General features: G+C 68.5%; 17 protein-coding genes. 14 read left to right on the forward strand and 3 right to left on the reverse strand.

The features are described 5' to 3' along the window. Positions 1-36: 36 nt before the first annotated feature. The 8 genes from NIE79_RS15460 to NIE79_RS33710 all read left to right on the forward strand — a co-directional run bounded on the left by NIE79_RS15460 (position 37) and on the right by NIE79_RS33710 (position 7,406). A complete protein-coding gene (locus tag NIE79_RS15460) occupies positions 37-882 on the forward strand; it encodes a carbohydrate ABC transporter permease (protein ID WP_238679244.1) in 846 nt (281 codons plus the stop codon). Beyond that, on the forward strand, positions 882-1,793 hold the full coding sequence (locus NIE79_RS15465) for a carbohydrate ABC transporter permease (RefSeq protein WP_238679245.1): 912 nt from the start codon (positions 882-884) through the stop codon (positions 1,791-1,793). The genes NIE79_RS15460 and NIE79_RS15465 overlap by 1 nt, the downstream gene beginning before the upstream one ends. After that, on the forward strand, positions 1,793-2,860 hold the full coding sequence (locus NIE79_RS15470; RefSeq protein ID WP_238679246.1) for an ABC transporter ATP-binding protein: 1,068 nt from the start codon (positions 1,793-1,795) through the stop codon (positions 2,858-2,860). Before NIE79_RS15465 ends, NIE79_RS15470 begins: the two co-directional genes overlap by 1 nt. Next, a complete protein-coding gene (locus NIE79_RS15475; protein WP_238679247.1) occupies positions 2,860-3,936 on the forward strand; it encodes an ABC transporter ATP-binding protein in 1,077 nt (358 codons plus the stop codon). The genes NIE79_RS15470 and NIE79_RS15475 overlap by 1 nt, the downstream gene beginning before the upstream one ends. 242 nt (positions 3,937-4,178) lie before the next feature. Further along, a complete protein-coding gene (locus NIE79_RS15480; protein WP_238679248.1) occupies positions 4,179-5,639 on the forward strand; it encodes an NAD-dependent succinate-semialdehyde dehydrogenase in 1,461 nt (486 codons plus the stop codon). Next, positions 5,636-5,776, forward strand: a complete 141-nt coding sequence (locus tag NIE79_RS15485) for a hypothetical protein (protein ID WP_238679249.1) — start codon at positions 5,636-5,638, stop codon at positions 5,774-5,776. Before NIE79_RS15480 ends, NIE79_RS15485 begins: the two co-directional genes overlap by 4 nt. Position 5,777: 1 nt before the next feature. Beyond that, entirely contained in the window at positions 5,778-7,031 is a 1,254-nt protein-coding gene (locus NIE79_RS15490; RefSeq protein WP_238679250.1) for an iron-containing alcohol dehydrogenase, read from the forward strand. A 240-nt stretch (positions 7,032-7,271) separates the two neighbouring features. Then, positions 7,272-7,406: a hypothetical protein gene (locus NIE79_RS33710; protein ID WP_007458894.1), complete on the forward strand. Its 135-nt coding sequence runs from the start codon at positions 7,272-7,274 to the stop codon at positions 7,404-7,406. Between the two features lie 155 nt (positions 7,407-7,561). Here the strand turns inward: NIE79_RS33710 and NIE79_RS15495 are convergent, their stop codons facing one another. From NIE79_RS15495 to NIE79_RS15505, 3 genes are all read right to left on the reverse strand, one after another. Next, entirely contained in the window at positions 7,562-9,754 is a 2,193-nt protein-coding gene (locus NIE79_RS15495; protein WP_238679251.1) for an ATP-binding protein, read from the reverse strand. Positions 9,755-9,858: 104 nt separating this feature from the next. After that, the gene (locus NIE79_RS15500) at positions 9,859-10,128 is read right to left on the reverse strand and encodes a hypothetical protein (RefSeq protein WP_238679252.1); all 270 of its coding nucleotides are present in this window, start codon (positions 10,126-10,128) and stop codon (positions 9,859-9,861) included. Between the two features lie 163 nt (positions 10,129-10,291). Then, on the reverse strand, positions 10,292-11,356 hold the full coding sequence (locus tag NIE79_RS15505) for a trypsin-like serine peptidase (RefSeq protein WP_238679253.1): 1,065 nt from the start codon (positions 11,354-11,356) through the stop codon (positions 10,292-10,294). A gap of 492 nt (positions 11,357-11,848) precedes the next feature. Between NIE79_RS15505 and NIE79_RS15510 the strand changes: the two genes are divergently transcribed. The 6 genes from NIE79_RS15510 to NIE79_RS15535 all read left to right on the forward strand — a co-directional run bounded on the left by NIE79_RS15510 (position 11,849) and on the right by NIE79_RS15535 (position 16,015). Continuing rightward, positions 11,849-12,403, forward strand: a complete 555-nt coding sequence (locus NIE79_RS15510; protein WP_238679254.1) for an alpha/beta hydrolase — start codon at positions 11,849-11,851, stop codon at positions 12,401-12,403. Positions 12,404-12,673: 270 nt separating this feature from the next. Further along, positions 12,674-13,258 (forward strand): hypothetical protein, encoded by a 585-nt coding sequence (locus tag NIE79_RS15515; RefSeq protein WP_238679255.1) that lies wholly within the window; start codon positions 12,674-12,676, stop codon positions 13,256-13,258. Between the two features lie 13 nt (positions 13,259-13,271). Continuing rightward, the gene (locus NIE79_RS15520; RefSeq protein WP_238679256.1) at positions 13,272-13,721 is read left to right on the forward strand and encodes a hypothetical protein; all 450 of its coding nucleotides are present in this window, start codon (positions 13,272-13,274) and stop codon (positions 13,719-13,721) included. Between the two features lie 208 nt (positions 13,722-13,929). Next, entirely contained in the window at positions 13,930-14,337 is a 408-nt protein-coding gene (locus tag NIE79_RS15525) for a transposase domain-containing protein (protein ID WP_372471562.1), read from the forward strand. Further along, complete coding sequence (locus tag NIE79_RS15530; RefSeq protein WP_238679257.1) at positions 14,238-14,825, forward strand: ArsR/SmtB family transcription factor; 588 nt, start codon at positions 14,238-14,240, stop codon at positions 14,823-14,825. Before NIE79_RS15525 ends, NIE79_RS15530 begins: the two co-directional genes overlap by 100 nt. Next, the gene (locus NIE79_RS15535) at positions 14,822-16,015 is read left to right on the forward strand and encodes an MFS transporter (RefSeq protein ID WP_238679258.1); all 1,194 of its coding nucleotides are present in this window, start codon (positions 14,822-14,824) and stop codon (positions 16,013-16,015) included. The genes NIE79_RS15530 and NIE79_RS15535 overlap by 4 nt, the downstream gene beginning before the upstream one ends. Positions 16,016-16,101: the final 86 nt, after the last annotated feature.

The raw sequence follows: 16,101 nt of genomic DNA on the forward strand, positions 1-16,101 counted from the left end.
GGTCGGTCCCCTCGGCTGAGCGACCGCGGGCTCGCCGTGGCCTTCATCTCCCCCGCGATGCTGCTGTTGCTCGCCATGTCGGTGTTTCCGTTGCTGTGGGCGTTGTACCTGTCTTTCACCGACTACTCGGCCACCCGCGGGGGGCCCGCCAATTTCATCGGGTTCGGGAACTACACCGCCATCCTGACGTCGGCGCAGGTCCACACGAGGGCCCTGACGACGGTGATCTACGTGGTCGGCGCTGTCGGCCTGCAGACCGTGCTCGGATTCGGCATCGCCTACCTGATCTCCCGGCGCACCCGGGGCCGAGGAGTGCTGACCACGCTCTTCCTGGTCCCGATGATGCTGTCGCCGGTCGTGGTCGGGCTGTTCTGGCGGTTCATGCTCGACGCGCAGTTCGGTGTGGTCAACAGCATGCTCGGCTCACTCGGCCTGGGGCAGGTGGAGTGGCTCACTCGCCAGCGAACGGCACTGCTCTCCCTGATCGTTGTCGACACCTGGCAGTGGACGCCGTTCATCATGCTCATCGCGCTCGCGGGCCTTACCGCGGTGCCCAAGTACCTGTACGAGGCCGCCTCGATCGACCGGGCGTCCGAGTGGTTCAAGTTCCGCACCATCACCCTTCCGCTGGTGTGGCCACTGCTCCTCATTGCCGTGATGTTCCGGGCCATCGAGGCGTTCCGGCTGTTCGACCTCGTCTACATCCTCACCAACGGGGGCCCGGGCGTCTCCACCGAGACGTTGTCGTTCCACATCTACAAGGTCGCGTTCCTGGGCTTCAACACGGGAACCGCCTCGGCGTACGGGATTCTCATGGTCCTCGTCGTCATCGTCCTCACGCAGCTCTACCTGCGCTATCTGAACAAGCTCAAGGAGGGCTGATGGCCGTCTCCGTCGACGAGGCCGTGTCCACGGGTCCTGCCCGGGATCACACGCCCCCCGCGCGCCGCCTGGGCGGCCGAGGCCGCTCGGTGCTGGAGGTCACGCTGCTGACCGTGCTGGCCGTCGTGATGCTCTTTCCGGTGCTGTGGATGATCGAGACGTCCATCAAGGAGAACCGGGACGTCTACGCCATCCCGGCCAAGCTCTTCGACTTCAAAGTCACCCTGGCCCACTACAAGGACGTGTTCGTCGACCCCGACGGTGGTCGCTCGGCACTGTCCGTCTCGTTCCTCAACTCCGTCGTGGTCGCCGGAGTCTCCACGGTGCTGGCCACCGTGCTGGGGGTCCCCGCGGCCTGGGCCTACTCACGCTTCGCCGTGAAGGCCAAGAAGGACCAACTGTTCTTCATCCTGTCCACGCGCTTCATGCCGCCCGTGGTGGTCGTGATCCCGATCTTCCTCATGTACCGCCAGGTCGGACTCATCGACAACAAACTCGGCCTGATCCTCATCTACGCCGCGTTCAACGTCCCTTTCACGATCTGGATGATGAAGGGGTTCGTCGACGAGGTGCCCGCGGAGTACGAGGATGCCGCCATGCTCGACGGTTACACCCGCTTGCAGGCGTTCCGGCGGTTCACCCTTCCCCTGCTCATGCCCGGCATCGCCGCGACGGCGGTCTTCGCCCTCATCTTCTCGTGGAACGAGTTCGTGTTCGCCACCTTCCTCACCTCCAGCGACAGCGTCCGGACGGCCCCACCCGCCATCGCCGGCCTCATCGGCGGCACCACCACGGACTGGGGTCTCGTGGCCGCCGCCTCAGTGGTGTTCGCCCTACCGGTGCTCGTCTTCGCGTACCTGGTGCGCAAGCACCTCATCGCCGGTGTGACGCTCGGGGCGGTGCGACGCTGATGGCGGGCATCGAGGTGACCGCGCTGCACAAGCGCTACCCGGACGGAACTGTGGCGGTTGAACACGTGGACCTGTCCATCGGCGACGGCGAGCTGTTCGTGATGCTCGGCCCATCGGGTTGCGGCAAGACGACCACGCTGCGGGCCATTGCCGGCCTGGAGAGGCAGACGACGGGCGACATTCGCATCGGCGACACGCTGGTCAACGACCTGCCGCCCGCCGAGCGCGACATCGCCATGGTGTTCCAGTTCTACGCTCTCTACCCGCATTTGAAGACCCGCGACAACCTGGCGTTCCCGCTGCGGGCCGAGGGACTGCCCAAGCCGGAGGTGCACGAGCGGGTCGAGGAGGCCGCCCGGCTGATGCGGCTTGGTCCGCTCCTGGACCGGCGACCGCGCCAGCTGTCCGGCGGGGAGCAGCAGCGCGTCGCGCTCGCTCGCGCCCTGGTGCGACGACCGCGCGCCTTCCTCATGGACGAACCTCTCACCAATCTGGACGCGGAGCTGAGGGCGGACATGCGCACCGAGATCAAGCACCTGCAGGGCGAGCTGGGGGCGACGATGGTCTACGTCACCCACGACCAGGTCGAGGCGATGTCGCTCGGTCACCGAATCGCCATCCTCAACAAGGGCCGCGTCGAGCAGATCGGCACGCCGCTGGAGGTCTACGACCGTCCCGCGAGTCTCTTCTGCGCCGCTTTCATCGGCTCCCCGCCGATGAACCTGATCGAGGTGGAGGTGGCCGACGGGAAGCTGCGCGGTGAGGGCGGACTGGCCCTCGCGCCACCGCCAGGCCTGTCGCGCGACCGTCGCCTCATCGCCGGCGTCCGGCCGGAGGCGCTGGAAGTCACCGCACCAGGGGAGGACCGTTCGGTCCCGGCCCGCGTGGTCTCGGCGGAGTGGCTGGGCGACGAAATCATCTACGTGGTCGACCACGGCGGCCAGCGCGACGTACGGGTTCGGATGCCGCCGACTGTCCGCTTCGCGGCTGACGCAACGGTCGGATTGCGGCACACCGGCGGAACCCCGGCGGTCTACGACGTGAGCACGGAAGAGCTGGTGGCCTGATGGGAACCGTGGCAGCGCACGGGCTGCGCAAGTCCTTCGGGAAAGTCCAGGCCCTGGACGGGGTGACGCTGGACGTGCCGGACGGCTCGTTCTTCGTCGTACTCGGGCCTTCCGGGGCAGGCAAGACGACGACCCTGCGGGCGATCGCCGGCCTTGACAAGCTTGACGCCGGGTCCGTGCATCTGGACGGCAGGGACGCGACCGGTGACACGCCGGCCGCCCGTGACCTGGCCATGGTCTTCCAGAGCTACGCCCTCTACCCGCGACACACCGTGTACGAGAACATCGCGTCGCCGCTGCGGGCACGCCGCTGCTCGTCGAGTGAGATCGCCGCGGCCGTCGAGCAGATGTCGAGCCTGCTGCACATCGAACGTCTGCTGCAGCGTCGTCCCGCGCAGTTGTCGGGCGGTGAGATGCAACGTGTCGCCCTGGCCCGGGCGCTGGTCCGTCGCCCGCGCGCGTTCCTCATGGACGAACCGCTGACGAACCTCGACCTCAAGCTGCGCGTCGAGATGCGCACCGAGCTCACCCGCATCCACCGGAGCCTCGGAGCGACGTTCGTCTACGTGACGAATGACCAGGTCGAGGCCCTGTCCATGGCCGACCAGGTCGCGATCCTCAAGGAGGGGAAGGTGCAACAGGTCGGGACGCCGACCGAGGTGTACGAGCGTCCCGCCAACCAGTGGGTCGCCGGATTCGTCGGGAGCCCGCCCATCAGCCTGCTCGCTTGCCGCGCCGAGGGAGATCGTCTGGTCGGTGCGGCAGGCTGGACGCTGCCGCGGCCCCACTGGACCACGGCCGAGGACGGTCAAGGGCTGCTGCTGGGCCTGCGGGCGGAGGACCTGTCCGTCGAACAGCGTGGGAACGCGTCGTTGTCGGGTGAGCTCTACGGGCTTGAGCCGCTCGGTGACCGAACGGTGGTCGACGTCCGAGTGGGCACGGAGATCCTCAAGGTCAAGGCACGACCCACAGTCACCGGTACGCCGGGCGAGCGGCTGCTCGTCACTGTCGACCTGGATCGTGCGCACCTGTTCGACGCGGGCACTGGGCTGTCGCTGTCCGAGGCGGGGCGGTAACGGCGCCCCGGCGACGACGGCGACATGCGCCCGCACCTGGCAATCGAGCCTCGGTGGGCCGCCACCAGCGAGCGGGGCCTGACGACGCTGAGACGACAGTGGCCCGACAAGGCGATCGGTGGCGCGGGGCGACGCCCCGGCGACCTCGCCCCGACGAGGGCGTGTAACCCGTCCGTCTACGCGCGCAGCGCGATCGCTGAGGCACGCCGGACATCACGAAGAAGATCACAGGAGGCGACGCGATGAGTGACCCGATGAACGTGCTGGCCCCCGAGCACCGGCGGCTGCGGATCGGCGACGCCTGGCGTGACGCCGCAAGCGGAGCCACCTTTGCCGTCGAGGACCCGGCCACCGGCAAGACCATCGCCGAGGTGGCGGACGCCGACGTCGTTGACGGGCTCGCAGCCCTGGACGCGGCCAGCACGGCGATGGCGCAGTGGGCGGCGACTCCGCCGCGGAAACGGTCAGAGTTGTTGACCGCGACGTACCGGGCACTGACCGAGCGATCCGAGGAGGTTGCTCGGCTGATAACGCTCGAGATGGGCAAGCCGCTCGCCGAGGCTCGGGGTGAGGTGGCCTACGGCGCCGAGTTCTTCCGTTGGTTCGCCGAGGAGGCGGTGCGCGTCGAGGGTCGCTACAGCATCGCTCCCGCCGGCGGATATCGCATTCTCACCGTGCCGAAGCCGGTCGGACCGTGCGTCTTCGTGACGCCCTGGAATTTTCCGTTGGCCATGGGTGCCCGCAAGATCGCTCCCGCGCTGGCCGCAGGCTGCACGACGATCACCAAACCAGCAGGCCAGACGCCACTCACCATGCTGTTCCTGGCCCGCATCATGGAGGAGGTCGGCGTTCCCCCGGGCGTCGTCAACGTGGTGACCACCAAGCGTTCCGGCGAGGTGGTCTCCGCACTGCTGGCCGACGGTCGGACCCGCAAGCTCTCGTTCACCGGGTCGACCGAGGTCGGGCGCGTACTGCTACGACAGGCCGCGGACAACGTGCTGCGGACGTCCATGGAACTGGGCGGCAACGCGGCCCTGATCGTGTGTGCCGACGCTGACCTGGACGTCGCGCTCGACGGTGCCATGGTGGCCAAGATGCGCAACATCGGGGAGTCCTGCATCGCGGCCAACCGGATCTACGTCGAGGAGCCGGTACGCGAGGAGTTCGCGGCGCGCTTCGCCGAGCGGATGGGCGCGCTGTCGGTGGGCCATGGTCTCGACGACGGCGTGAACGTCGGGGCGTTGATCGACGAGCCTTCTGTCGCCAAGATCGACGAGCTGGTCGCCGACGCGGTCGATCGCGGCGCCCGGGTCCTGGTGGGCGGCGAGCGTCCGGATGGCCCGGGCCACTTCTACCCGCCCACGGTTCTCGTCGACGTGCCCGAAGATGCGCACATGCTGAAGGCGGAGATCTTCGGCCCGGTTGCGCCGATCATCTCGTTCACGTCCGACGACGAGGTGATGGCCAAGGCCAACGACACCGAGCACGGCCTGGCCGGGTACGTCTTCACCCGTGACCTCCAGCGGGCGCTCCGGTTCGCCGAGGGGCTGGATACGGGGATGCTCGGCATCAACCGCGGTCTGATATCGGATCCGTCAGCTCCGTTCGGAGGCGTGAAGCAGTCCGGGATCGGCAAGGAGGGGTCGCACGAGGGCATCCTCGAATACCTCGACCTCACCTACGTGGCGATCGACCTACCGTGACAAGCCTGCCGCTCCGGGCGCCCAGCACGCGCGCCCGCGCCACCCGGGCGGCCAGCCTCGCCGACGCCGTCCCGGTCTCGCAGGTGACCTGGACGTCCGCCCAGCCCATCGTCGCCGACGTTCCGGAGAGGCACTGACATGCTCGAGACCGTCCGCGGACCACGCCAGCTGATAGTGGGCGAAGGGGTCGCGCAGAACATCCCCCGAGTGGTGGCCGAGAGTGGCTCGCGAGTCCTCATCGTGACCGACCAGGTTCTCCTCGGGCAGCCGGGCGTGGCCGAGATCGTGGCCGCCGTGCGGGAGAAGGTCAGTGTCGTCGAGGTGTTCTCCGACGCGACCCCAGACGTGCCACTCGCCGATGTCGCACTGGCCGTCTCGGCCGCCGCCGAGGTGGACGCCAACGTGATCCTCGCCATCGGCGGTGGCACGGTGATCGACCTCGCCAAAATCGTCGGCGTCATCCGGCGCCACGGTGGGACACCGCGCGACTATTACGGCGAGTCGAAGGTGCCGGGGCCGACGATTCCTCTCGTCGCGGTCCCGACGACGTCAGGCACCGGCTCCGAGCTCACACCCGTCTCGGTGTTGACCGACCCGGACCGCGAGCTGAAGGTGGGGGTTTCCAGCGTCCATATCGTCCCCGACTTCGCCATCGTCGACCCCGAACTGACCTACACCTGCCCGGCGACCGTCACCGCCCACTCCGGCATCGACGCTTTCTGTCACGCCGTCGAGAGCTACACCGCGCGCCCCCGGGCCCACGGACCGCGCGACCCGGTGGAGCAGGTGTTCCTCGGCCGCAACCCGATCACCGACCACTACGCGCTGCTGGCCGCCGAGCGGATCGCCCGTAGCTTGCGTCGTGCTGTCAGGGACGGAGGCGACACGGACGCGCGCGCGGACATGTCCTACGGGTCCATGCTCGCCGGGCTCGCCTTCTCCCACGCGGGCAACGCGGCCCCGCACGCCCTCCAGTACCCCATCGGCGCGGCCACGCACACGCCGCACGGCGTGGGCGTCGGGCTGCTACTGCCCTACGCGCTGGACGCGGCCAGGGATGCCATTGGCGACCGGTTGTCGATCCTCGCCCGGGTGTGCGGGCTCGACGTGGCCGACGCCTCCGATGCCGAGGCCACAGACACGTTCCTCACCTGGCTCGACGGGCTCCTCTCCGACATCGGCATCCCCCGCACCTTGGCGGACATCGGCGTGGCCCGCGCCGACCTCCCCCGCTTCGCGGAGATGGCCAGTGGCGTCACCCGCTTGATCCAGAACCACCCAGGCCCGACCGACACCGCCAGCCTGACCGCGATCCTCGAAGCGGCCTGGACCGGGGGCCGGACCCGACACGTCCTGACTCCGAGCAGAGACAGTGACCGGCCCTTCACCTGACGACGATTGCCCTGCCCACCGAGGGTGAGCCGTTCAGTTCGATGCTGTGTCGGTGGGGTGACGCGATCTATTGCCTCACCATCGGCGATGCATTTTTCAGCGTCGGCAAGAGCTGCAACAGCGTAGGGTCGGCGTGCAGTGAAGGACCTCGCGCCCGCCGCGGGTCTTTCGTCACCTGCACGCCGCGATCAGGCGAGTACCACGCTGCACGTTCACCGACCTGCTCCAGGAGGTTCGAACATGTCCAAGGACTCGACGAGCAAGGCGAACGTCAAGAAGAAGGGTAAGACGATCAAGGAGAAGCAGACTGCGAAGCGCCTGAAGCGCGACGAGCAGAACGGCAAATCCTCAAACATCGTGCCCACCGGGCGCTGACGCCGGCAACATCGCCAATTGTCCACATGCGGCGATGAAGGTGGGGGCTGACGATCGTCGGATCCCCACCTGCCGCTGCTGCCTTGAAGCCGACGCCCTGCCGTCACCGCGCAACGCCCATGGGCCTGCCAGGGCGGTACAGCCCTTGATATTCATCACGATGGCCGGGGCAAGTCCAGCGCGGACAGGGAACTCCGGGCCTCGTCGGCGAGGTTCCTGTTCCCCAGCCTTTCGTATTCGTCGATCGCGGCCCGGAGCGCCTGGACCGCCTCGTCCCGACGACCCTGAGCGGCAGCGACTGATCCGAGGGCTTGGTGCGCCGCGCCCACCCCGGCGCCATGTCGGATCCGCAGGAAGATCCCCAGCATGGCGCGGAAGTCCTTCTCGGCGTCCCGGTGCCGGTCGTCCTCCACCGCGAGCCAGCCACGCTCGTGGAGGCAGTATCCGCGGAGGAACGCGTCGTCCAGCCGGTCGGCGATGCTGAAGGCCCGCGTCGTCAGGGCAGACGCCTCCGTCGGGTGGCCAGCGAGCTTGTGTCCTGCAGCCAACCCCAGGAGCACGTAGCCGTGCACAGCCGTCTCCGGCGCCGAGAGGAGCGCCGCCGCTCGTTCCAGTATGGGAATGCTGCGCTCTGGACGACGAAGAGTGTTGTAGAGGACGCCCAGGGCGGAGCGAACCTCGATCTCCTCCTCGACCGCGTGCGATCGGTGGAACAGTCGCAGGGCCCGGAGCAGCTGCCCCTCCGCCTCATCCGGGCGGCCGTGCGCCCGCAGCGCCTCACCCAACCGGCGCGTGGTCTGTGCCAGCTCCCCAGAGTCGTCAAGTCGCTCGGCGACTGCGACGGCCTCCCGCGCTGTGCTCAGCTCACGCTCGACCTCGCCGGCCAGCCCGTAGGAATGCGACACCCATCGCAATGCCCGCACCCTTCTCCGGTCATCGGCTGCCGCCCGCTCTACCGACCGCCACAGCTGTAGCCGATAAGTGTGGTCGTCGGCTGCGGTCAGCAGCGGGTGCACCGCCTCCACCAGTGCCCACGCCTGATCGGTGAGTCCCTCCGCGACCGCGGTGCGCAGCACGGCCAGGATGTTGTCGCGTTCGTACGCGACATCGCCGCCGGATACGGCCAGGTCCCGCAGCCAGTCCAGCTGCCGCATCAGGCAGGCAACACGGTCGCCGGGCGTCTCTTCCCGCTCCAGCATCTCGGCGGCGAACAACCGCAGGAGGTCGTGCAGCCGATAACTCGACGGTGTCGGCGCCTCGATCAGGAAGGCGTCCACCAGCCGGTCCAGGGCATCCTGCACGACGCGTCGATCAAGTCCGCACCGACGGGCTGCCGACTCCGCGCCGAACACCACACCTGGATGCGCCCCGGCTCGCCGGAACACCAGCCGGTCCACGTCGCTCAACTCGTCGTACGTGGACAGGAAGGTAGACCTGATTGCCCGGTCGCCCAGCTGCAACTCGTCGAGCCGACGGTCCTCGTCCGCCAAGCGGTCGGCGAGGGCGGACGGAGTCCAGCTGGGTCGGACCCGGAGCCGAGATCCGACGATGCGCACCGCAAGCGGTAGCCCCGCGCAGATCTCGACCAGCCGTCGTGCCCCTGAGGGGTCGGCTGCGACCCGGTCCGCGCCGATCGTGGCGGTCAACAACTTCAGTGCCTGCCCGGGCGATAGCGCGTCGAGGGTCAGGACCGCGGCTCCCGGCAGATCGGCGATGAGCCGGCGACTCGTGACCAGGGTGAGACAACCCGCTCCCGCCGGGATCAGCGGTCGCACCTGCGCCGCGTCGACGGCATCGTCGAGCAGGACGAGAAGCCGTCGATCGGCGACCGCCGACCGGAAGCGCGAGGACAACTCGTCGAGCGTGCCCCGCCGTTCCTCAGCATCGCGGCCGACCGCCCTGAGCAACCGGATCAGGGCGTCCTGTGGTGACACGGCAATGCCGCTGGCGCCGCCCAGGGCAACGTACAACTGGCCGTCCGGGAAATGCTCACGGACCCCATGGGCGTACGACAGTGCCAGCGCCGACTTTCCCGTGCCCCCCGCCGCGGAGACAACGACGAGCTGCGCTCCCGCCCCGACCAACTCCTCGACAGCAGCCAGCTCCGCCTCGCGGCCGACGAGTCGGGGCGCGACCGGAAGTTCACTCTGCGGAGCCGGGTCGCCCACAGGTGGGGGAACCGCTGACGCCGAAGGCTGGCTGGCCTGTCCCAGCCGGTGCTGCCACAGGGCGAGACCGACCCCGGTGAGGGCCAGGACGGCGACCGTGGGCCAGGCCAGCCATCCGTACGCCGCGACCGGCTCGGGCAGTTCACCACCTGTCGCGACGTTGACCACGACAGCCAGCACGACCGAAAGCAGACTCGATACCGTCACCAGCAGCAGAGCCACAAGCCGGCCAGGATCTCCGTCTCGGGCGACCCGACGCGGGCCACCACGCCCTCTGATGCCACTCAACCGACAGCCACCCTCGCCACGTCGAGGAACGCCGGGCGGTTCGCTTCGAGATGGTCCCGGACGCTTTCCCCGTCCGGCAGCCTCTCAGCCGTCACCTCGATGAACCTCTCAGGTGGGGCGAGCCGCTCCGCCAGAGCCAGACCCCGCCGCCGCTCCTCGGCCCGCTCCGCCGATCGCTGGGACTCTTGCTGCACGCCGAAGGACAGGGCGCCACCGAGGACCACGCCGCCCAGCGAGACCATCGACACCCAGAGATCGCTCGGCATGCGGCCATGATGCCAGTTCCGCTCCACGCGGAACTTCCACTGCAAGGCAGCCACCGCTCCGCGGCACGGAAGGTGAACGACGCAGAACGCCGTCGGCGAGGTCGAGCGGCGGGGATGCCGATGGGCCGCCAAGGCGCAGAGCGCGCATCGGCGGCCCACCGTCTCAGCCGTTGTCGATCAGGCTGGCGATCTCGTTGTAGATCAGGTGCGCCTTCGCGCCCTGGTTCGACGGACAACCGCCGAGGTGGTGCAGGGCGATCACGCGGTGGCTGGCGTTCAGCACGGGTGAACCCGAGTTGCCGCCGGAGGTGTCACAGCTGTAACTGATGTTCCAGGTGTTGTAGTTCGCGTTCCGCACGGCGCAGGTCGCACCGTTCTGGGTGTCCTCGTAGATCGACAGCCTCTTCGCGGTGCCGTCGCCGTGCCCGGGGACATAGATCCGGGTGCCGTTGCTGGTGGCGGTTGTTGCCAGGTACAGCGTGCCGAATCCCTGGATGGCGGCGAAGTTGTTGACCGAGAACAGGGTGTAGTCCAGCTGGTTGGAGCCGCCGCTGCTCACCCTGTAGAGGGTGGCACCACTGACCTTGGTGCCGGCACCGGGATTCGCGCCGCCGCAGGTGGCGCACTGGTAGTTGAACTGCATCTCGCTGCCGCTCACGGCGGACTGCGTCGAGAAGCAGTGCTTGTTCGTCAGCATCCGGTTGGTGTTGCCGACCCGCCAGGTGGTGCACAGTCCACCGCCGCTGATCAACAGCCGCGCCACCGCCCTGCCGCGGGCGTACTCGGTGGGGTGGCTGTTCTGGTAGCAGACCACGTCCCGGCGCGCGTCGGTGCTGCACACGGACTGGGTGGAGAAGTTGTGCGCGGCGATCTCCGTGCGGTCGTATCCGCGCCAGAACCGGTCGATGGTTGCGGCGCTGCCACGTGCGGGGCGGCTGCTGTGCAGTGTCACCACGGCGGTGTCGCCCTCCACGGACATCGCCCAGAAACCCGGCTGTCCGTCGGTGGTGTAGTCCGAACCGGTCGACCGGTTCAGGTGGCGGTCGTACCGGTAGCTCTCCTTGCCGTCGCGGCTCGACACGGTGACGTAGTCGCCCTGAGCCAGTCGCAGCGAGCTGAAGTGCACCTTGACGTACGTGGCACCGGGGTGCTGAATGATCTGCGTTCCGCCGTTGGGGGCGTAGGACACGGAGCTGTCGACGGTGCGGAGTTCACCGATCGTGGTCACACCCTCTGCCGAAAACTGGTTCGATTCCGGCGCACGCTCGGATTGTGGCGTGAGAGGGGCAACCGAGTACGCCTCGGCGGCGGGTACCGACAGCAGGCTCAGCCCAAGTGTGCAGGCAGCGAGCGCGACCGCCCCCGTTCGTAGGCGTCGTAGGGCATGTGTCATCTGTCGCTCCTTCTCAGGAATCAGCACCGAGACGTGCCTTCGGCCTTCATACCTGAGATCGGGCAAGACATGTAATCCCATCTATGTCATAGCTGCCCGCCACGCCACTTCATCCGCCTCATTTCCATGGGATGCGCCCCGATGTGGAGGGTTTTCGGGAAACGACCCAAAACTCCATAATTCTTGACCGCCGTTGACCTTCGACGCCCGTGTGATCGGGCACGCGAGGGGCACGGGCCAGCTGGGGCGCCGGGTAGGGTGCCGTTGCGAAGATCCCACGAAGCCCGCCGCGGCTTGTCGGCAGGGTTTTGGCCGCGGGGAGGATGCATGACGACGCAGCGCACGGTTTTGGTGATCCCGGGCAGCAGTGGCTGCTGGCACTTTCCCCACCAGTTCTTCGCTGCCAATGCGGCGCAGATGCGCGGTGCACAGATGCACTACGTGTCATGGAGCGGCGAGGTGCCACCCCAGCCGGAGGCGCGGGGACCGTGGGCAGTGGAGCAAATAACGGCGGCGCTTCGTGGATTGCCCAACCCGCTGATCATCGCCTACTCCCTCGGCACCCTCTCCGCAGACCTTGCTGCCGACCATGAACTGCCGGCGATCTGGATCGCGCCGTTGCTGCACCGCTCAGAGGTGGTCGAGGGTCTTCGCCGGGCCGGCGCTCCCTGCCTTCTGATCGGGGGCACGGCGGACAGCAGCTGGCGTCCCAAGCTCGCTCGCGACCTGTCACCGCATGTGTTCGAAGTAGAGGGTGCTGATCACGGGCTTCGCGTCCCGGGGCCACTTGCCGGGTCTGCGGCGGTGCTTGGTGAGATGGCTACGGCGGTAGAGGACTTCCTTGACCGGGTTCTCTGGCCGGCGCCATCCCAGGTCCGTTGACCGGCGAATTATGCGATCAGATTGCCCGCTCCGACAACCTGGGCACGTGCGTGTCCAGCAGCGGAAACACCTCTCGACATCTCACAGCGGTCCCCCACCGTCCGTCATCCTCTTGCGGACTCGATGCAGCCGGCCAGCGCGACCCCGTGTTCACGCCTGCCTGTCGGATCGCATCGTGGTCGGCGATCGCGTAGCGCCCGCAGAACACCGCCACAGGTCGGCCAACATGTGAGCAGCGGCGGGCGGATGCGCCTTGTAAGGTCCGCTGTCGTGGGCATTGACGCGGCCGCTCGTTTTAAGCGGATGCCTCCTGTGGCGCGCCGTAGGCGGCTCCCGGTCGCCGCAGCTCTGGCTGTCGCACTGTGCGCCGGGTATCTGTGGGCCACCATGGGCCATCGCCTCGAGCACGGCAGCTCGTGGTGGCACGGGGCTGACGCGGAGTCCCGCACGGAAGGGCAGCGGACGGAGCTGCGGTTCCCCTTCAACCCCGGAGGGCACCTCACGTTCGGCGCGTCCATCCGCAATCCCGGTCCGTGGCCGGTGACGATCACGGGCATCAATGACCGCCCAGCGGATCAGCAAGTATTCAAGGTCGCCCGCCTGGCGGCAAACCATGCCGACGAGGCCACCGACGTCGTGTTCGACCCGGCTGCGGCAGAGCCGTTTCGGTCGATACGGGTGGCGGCGGGCTCGGAACTGCCGGTCTTCGTCACGATCACGATCCCGGACGTGGAGTTTGCCACCGGATCATCGCTGTTCTTCGACGATCTCGCGGTCGACTACGAGGTACTCGGCCTGCCTCGTCACCAGAGGGTGCCGATGGGCTTCCGCCTGTCGGTCACCGGCACGTCGTGACTGCCTGACGGCCGTGGGCATATCCCTCGTGATGATCTTCCCAGCCGCGCTGATTCTCTTGGCTGCGGTCGCGGATCCGCGGCGGGCACCGCGGCGGGCACGTGTGTCGGTGCTCGTCGGCGTGTTACTGGCAATCGTTGCCGGCGTGGTGCTGGCCGGGGGAATCTACCCGGCGCTGACGTCCCCGCCGGTCGGGTTCATTGTCCACACCAGTTCCGAGTTCACGGCGACCGAGCCGACGTTTGAACGCGTCGTCCAACGTGCCCCCAGCGGCTATGGCGTGGAAGATGGCGTGCGCGTCGACGCTGCGGGCGACGGTGACGGCCCCACCATCACCATCCAGTTCCGCTCCAACCTTTCCGCAGACGGGCAGGAGCGGCTCCGGCGACACCTGGCGGAGGTGCCCGGTGTGACGAAGGTCTGCTCGTGGTACCGAGACAACCACCTACGCTCCCGGTGCTAGCTGCAGCCAACGCACACGCTCCTGACTCGTAGGGGCCCCGGGTTGTCTGGGGCCTCGGCAACGCCATAGGGCTCAGGAGCAGAAAGACGCAGCGGACCAGGCTCACGTCACTGATCTCCTCGTCGGGCAGTCGTCAGACCGTCCGGCCTCCTCGGAAGGGGCCAAGGTTGTTCGTCCGGTAGGGCGCTCCACCTTGTCCCCGTTCGAGATGGTCGATGACGTCCTCGCCATGACCGGCACGACACAGACCCGGATCCGGGACCTGCCGTCACGCGTCGTGGTGTACCTGCTGCTGGCCGCCGGCCTGTTCGCCGAGGCCGGCTACCGCCAGGTCTGGGCCAGACTCGTCTCCGGCCTCGGCGGTCCCGCCGTGGCCGCTCAGACGTCATCGGCTCTGGCCCAGGCCCGCCGCCGGATCGGCGTCAAGCCGTTGGCTGCCCTGTTCACCCTGATCGCTGGCCCTGCCGCAGCAGCCGGACGGTGGCGGGGATCCGGCGCTGCGGGTAGATTCGGAACATGTCTTCCACATCTGTCACGGATTTGGAAGGGCTGCGCGCGCTGGCTCATCCCACGCGGCTCCGGATCCTGGATCTGCTCCGCGTCCACGACCGGCTGACCGCCTCGGAATGCGCGGCGCAGCTCAAACTCTCTCCCAAGTCCTGCTCGTACCACTTGCACGTGCTCGCCAAACAGGGCCTAGTGGAGCAGAGCTCTCCACTTGCCGAAGACACCCGGCAGCGACCCTGGCAACGCCGCTTCGACGAGGTACGGATGCCCCTGCCAGGACAGACCGGTGGCGCAGACTCCGACAGCGCCCGCACAGACGCGATCGGCGCCGCGGCCCGGCACGACCTCAGGCTCTTCCTGAGCTTCCTGGCGTCACCGCAGGCAGGGAGCGACGACTGGGCATCGAGCACCACCGTGTACACCCGGACCGCCCTCATGACACCCGCCGAACTCAAAGCCTGGGGCGAGGCGGTCGAGGAAATCACCCGCGGCCACGTGGAGAAGGCGGGCCGGACGCGCCGCGACGGACGCGGCCCGGTCCGGCTGGCCGTGCGCGGCTTCGCTCAGACCGCACCAGGGACGGAGCCTGCCGAATGACCGGTAGCGAGACGACGGGCCTGCGCCGCTACGCCGGAGTGGTCGCGAACCGGCAGATTCTGGCGGCCCTGATCGGCGCACTCGTCGCACGGCTAGCCCAGACGATGTCACCGCTGCTCATCCTGCTGCTGGCCAACCAGCGGTACGGCGGGTTCGCCATTGCGGGCGCGGCCACCGCCACCTACGGACTCTGCGCGAGCCTGAGCGGGCCGCTGATCGCCCGGCTGGCCGAGCGCTACGGCAATGTCGTCCTACTGGTCGCCGGGATCCTGAGCAGCACCGGCCTGTTAGTCGTCGTCCTGCCGTGGCAGTCGTGGAACTTCTGGGCCGGTGTCGTGCTGGCCGGTGCGGCGATCCCGCCGTTGAGCGCAACGCTGCGAGCCACGATCGCGACTGCCATCGAGGACCCGCAGGAACGCATCGCCGCGTACGGCCTGGACACCGTGGGCACTGAAGTGCTGTTCGTACTGGGGCCTGCCCTCGTCGGGCTGGTCGTGGCCTTGAGCAGCCCGACGGCTGCCCTGGCCGGAACCGCGCTACTCCCGGTTGCCGGTGCCACGACCCTGCTGATCCAGCAGCGTCGCGTCCCGTCGTCGGAGTCGTCGCCGGACGCGCCGGAGCAGGCTGCGGACCGCCGGATGCTGATCCGGCTTTCCCCGTGGCTGGGCGTGGCGGCGGTCCAGATGGCCGCGATCGGCCTTGTGGAGGTCGCGCTGATCGCGGTCGCGGTCACGTTCAGCTCCTCGGCCGCCGGCGGGGCAGTGCTCGCGACATGGGCGGCGGGCAGTGTCGTGGGTGGATTGTGGTACGGGTCGCGGTCGTGGCGCGTGCCGGTGCGCCGGCAGGTACGGCTACTGCTGCTCGGCAGCGCTGTCGGGTTCGCCCTGCTGCTCGCCGCCCGGTCCGCTCCCGCCCTGTACCCGCTGGCGTTCCTCGCCGGCGTGTTCATCACCCCGGCGGCCGCGGCCCTGCTGACCGATCTGAGCGAGAACCTGACGGGCGGGCATCGGCTGACCGCGTTCGCTTGGCTGGCGTCCGCGAACGGGCTGGCCGGATCCTTGGCCTACGCCGCGGGCGGAGTGCTGGTCGCCGGCGCTGGGCCGTGGGCGACGATCGCCGTCGCCGCCACCCTTCCCGCGCTCGCGGCACTACTGTTCCGTAGCCGTGGTGCAAGTCCTGGCCTTCCATAGTGGACCCTCATAGTTGCGCCGCAACGCCCCGTCGTAGCCCAGCCAGGGCAACGCGCACAGACCGCCGCGCCGAGCACGTTGCGGCC

Origin of the sequence: Micromonospora trifolii (assembly GCF_022229005.1) — a bacterium.
Taxonomy (GTDB): Bacteria; Actinomycetota; Actinomycetes; order Mycobacteriales; family Micromonosporaceae; genus Micromonospora; species Micromonospora trifolii.

What these genes read in the sequence shown, in the direction of transcription:
- NIE79_RS15470 (WP_238679246.1), top strand. Translation starts at nt 1,793, where the DNA reads ATGGCGGGCATCGAGGTGACCGCGCTGCACAAGCGCTACCCGGACGGA.
- NIE79_RS15490 (WP_238679250.1), top strand. Translation starts at nt 5,778, where the DNA reads ATGCTCGAGACCGTCCGCGGACCACGCCAGCTGATAGTGGGCGAAGGG.
- NIE79_RS15525 (WP_372471562.1), top strand. Translation starts at nt 13,930, where the DNA reads ATGGTCGATGACGTCCTCGCCATGACCGGCACGACACAGACCCGGATC.
- NIE79_RS15475 (WP_238679247.1), top strand. Translation starts at nt 2,860, where the DNA reads ATGGGAACCGTGGCAGCGCACGGGCTGCGCAAGTCCTTCGGGAAAGTC.
- NIE79_RS15480 (WP_238679248.1), top strand. Translation starts at nt 4,179, where the DNA reads ATGAGTGACCCGATGAACGTGCTGGCCCCCGAGCACCGGCGGCTGCGG.
- NIE79_RS15510 (WP_238679254.1), top strand. Translation starts at nt 11,849, where the DNA reads ATGACGACGCAGCGCACGGTTTTGGTGATCCCGGGCAGCAGTGGCTGC.
- NIE79_RS15535 (WP_238679258.1), top strand. Translation starts at nt 14,822, where the DNA reads ATGACCGGTAGCGAGACGACGGGCCTGCGCCGCTACGCCGGAGTGGTC.
- NIE79_RS15500 (WP_238679252.1), bottom strand. Translation starts at nt 10,128, where the DNA reads ATGCCGAGCGATCTCTGGGTGTCGATGGTCTCGCTGGGCGGCGTGGTC.
- NIE79_RS15530 (WP_238679257.1), top strand. Translation starts at nt 14,238, where the DNA reads ATGTCTTCCACATCTGTCACGGATTTGGAAGGGCTGCGCGCGCTGGCT.
- NIE79_RS33710 (WP_007458894.1), top strand. Translation starts at nt 7,272, where the DNA reads ATGTCCAAGGACTCGACGAGCAAGGCGAACGTCAAGAAGAAGGGTAAG.
- NIE79_RS15465 (WP_238679245.1), top strand. Translation starts at nt 882, where the DNA reads ATGGCCGTCTCCGTCGACGAGGCCGTGTCCACGGGTCCTGCCCGGGAT.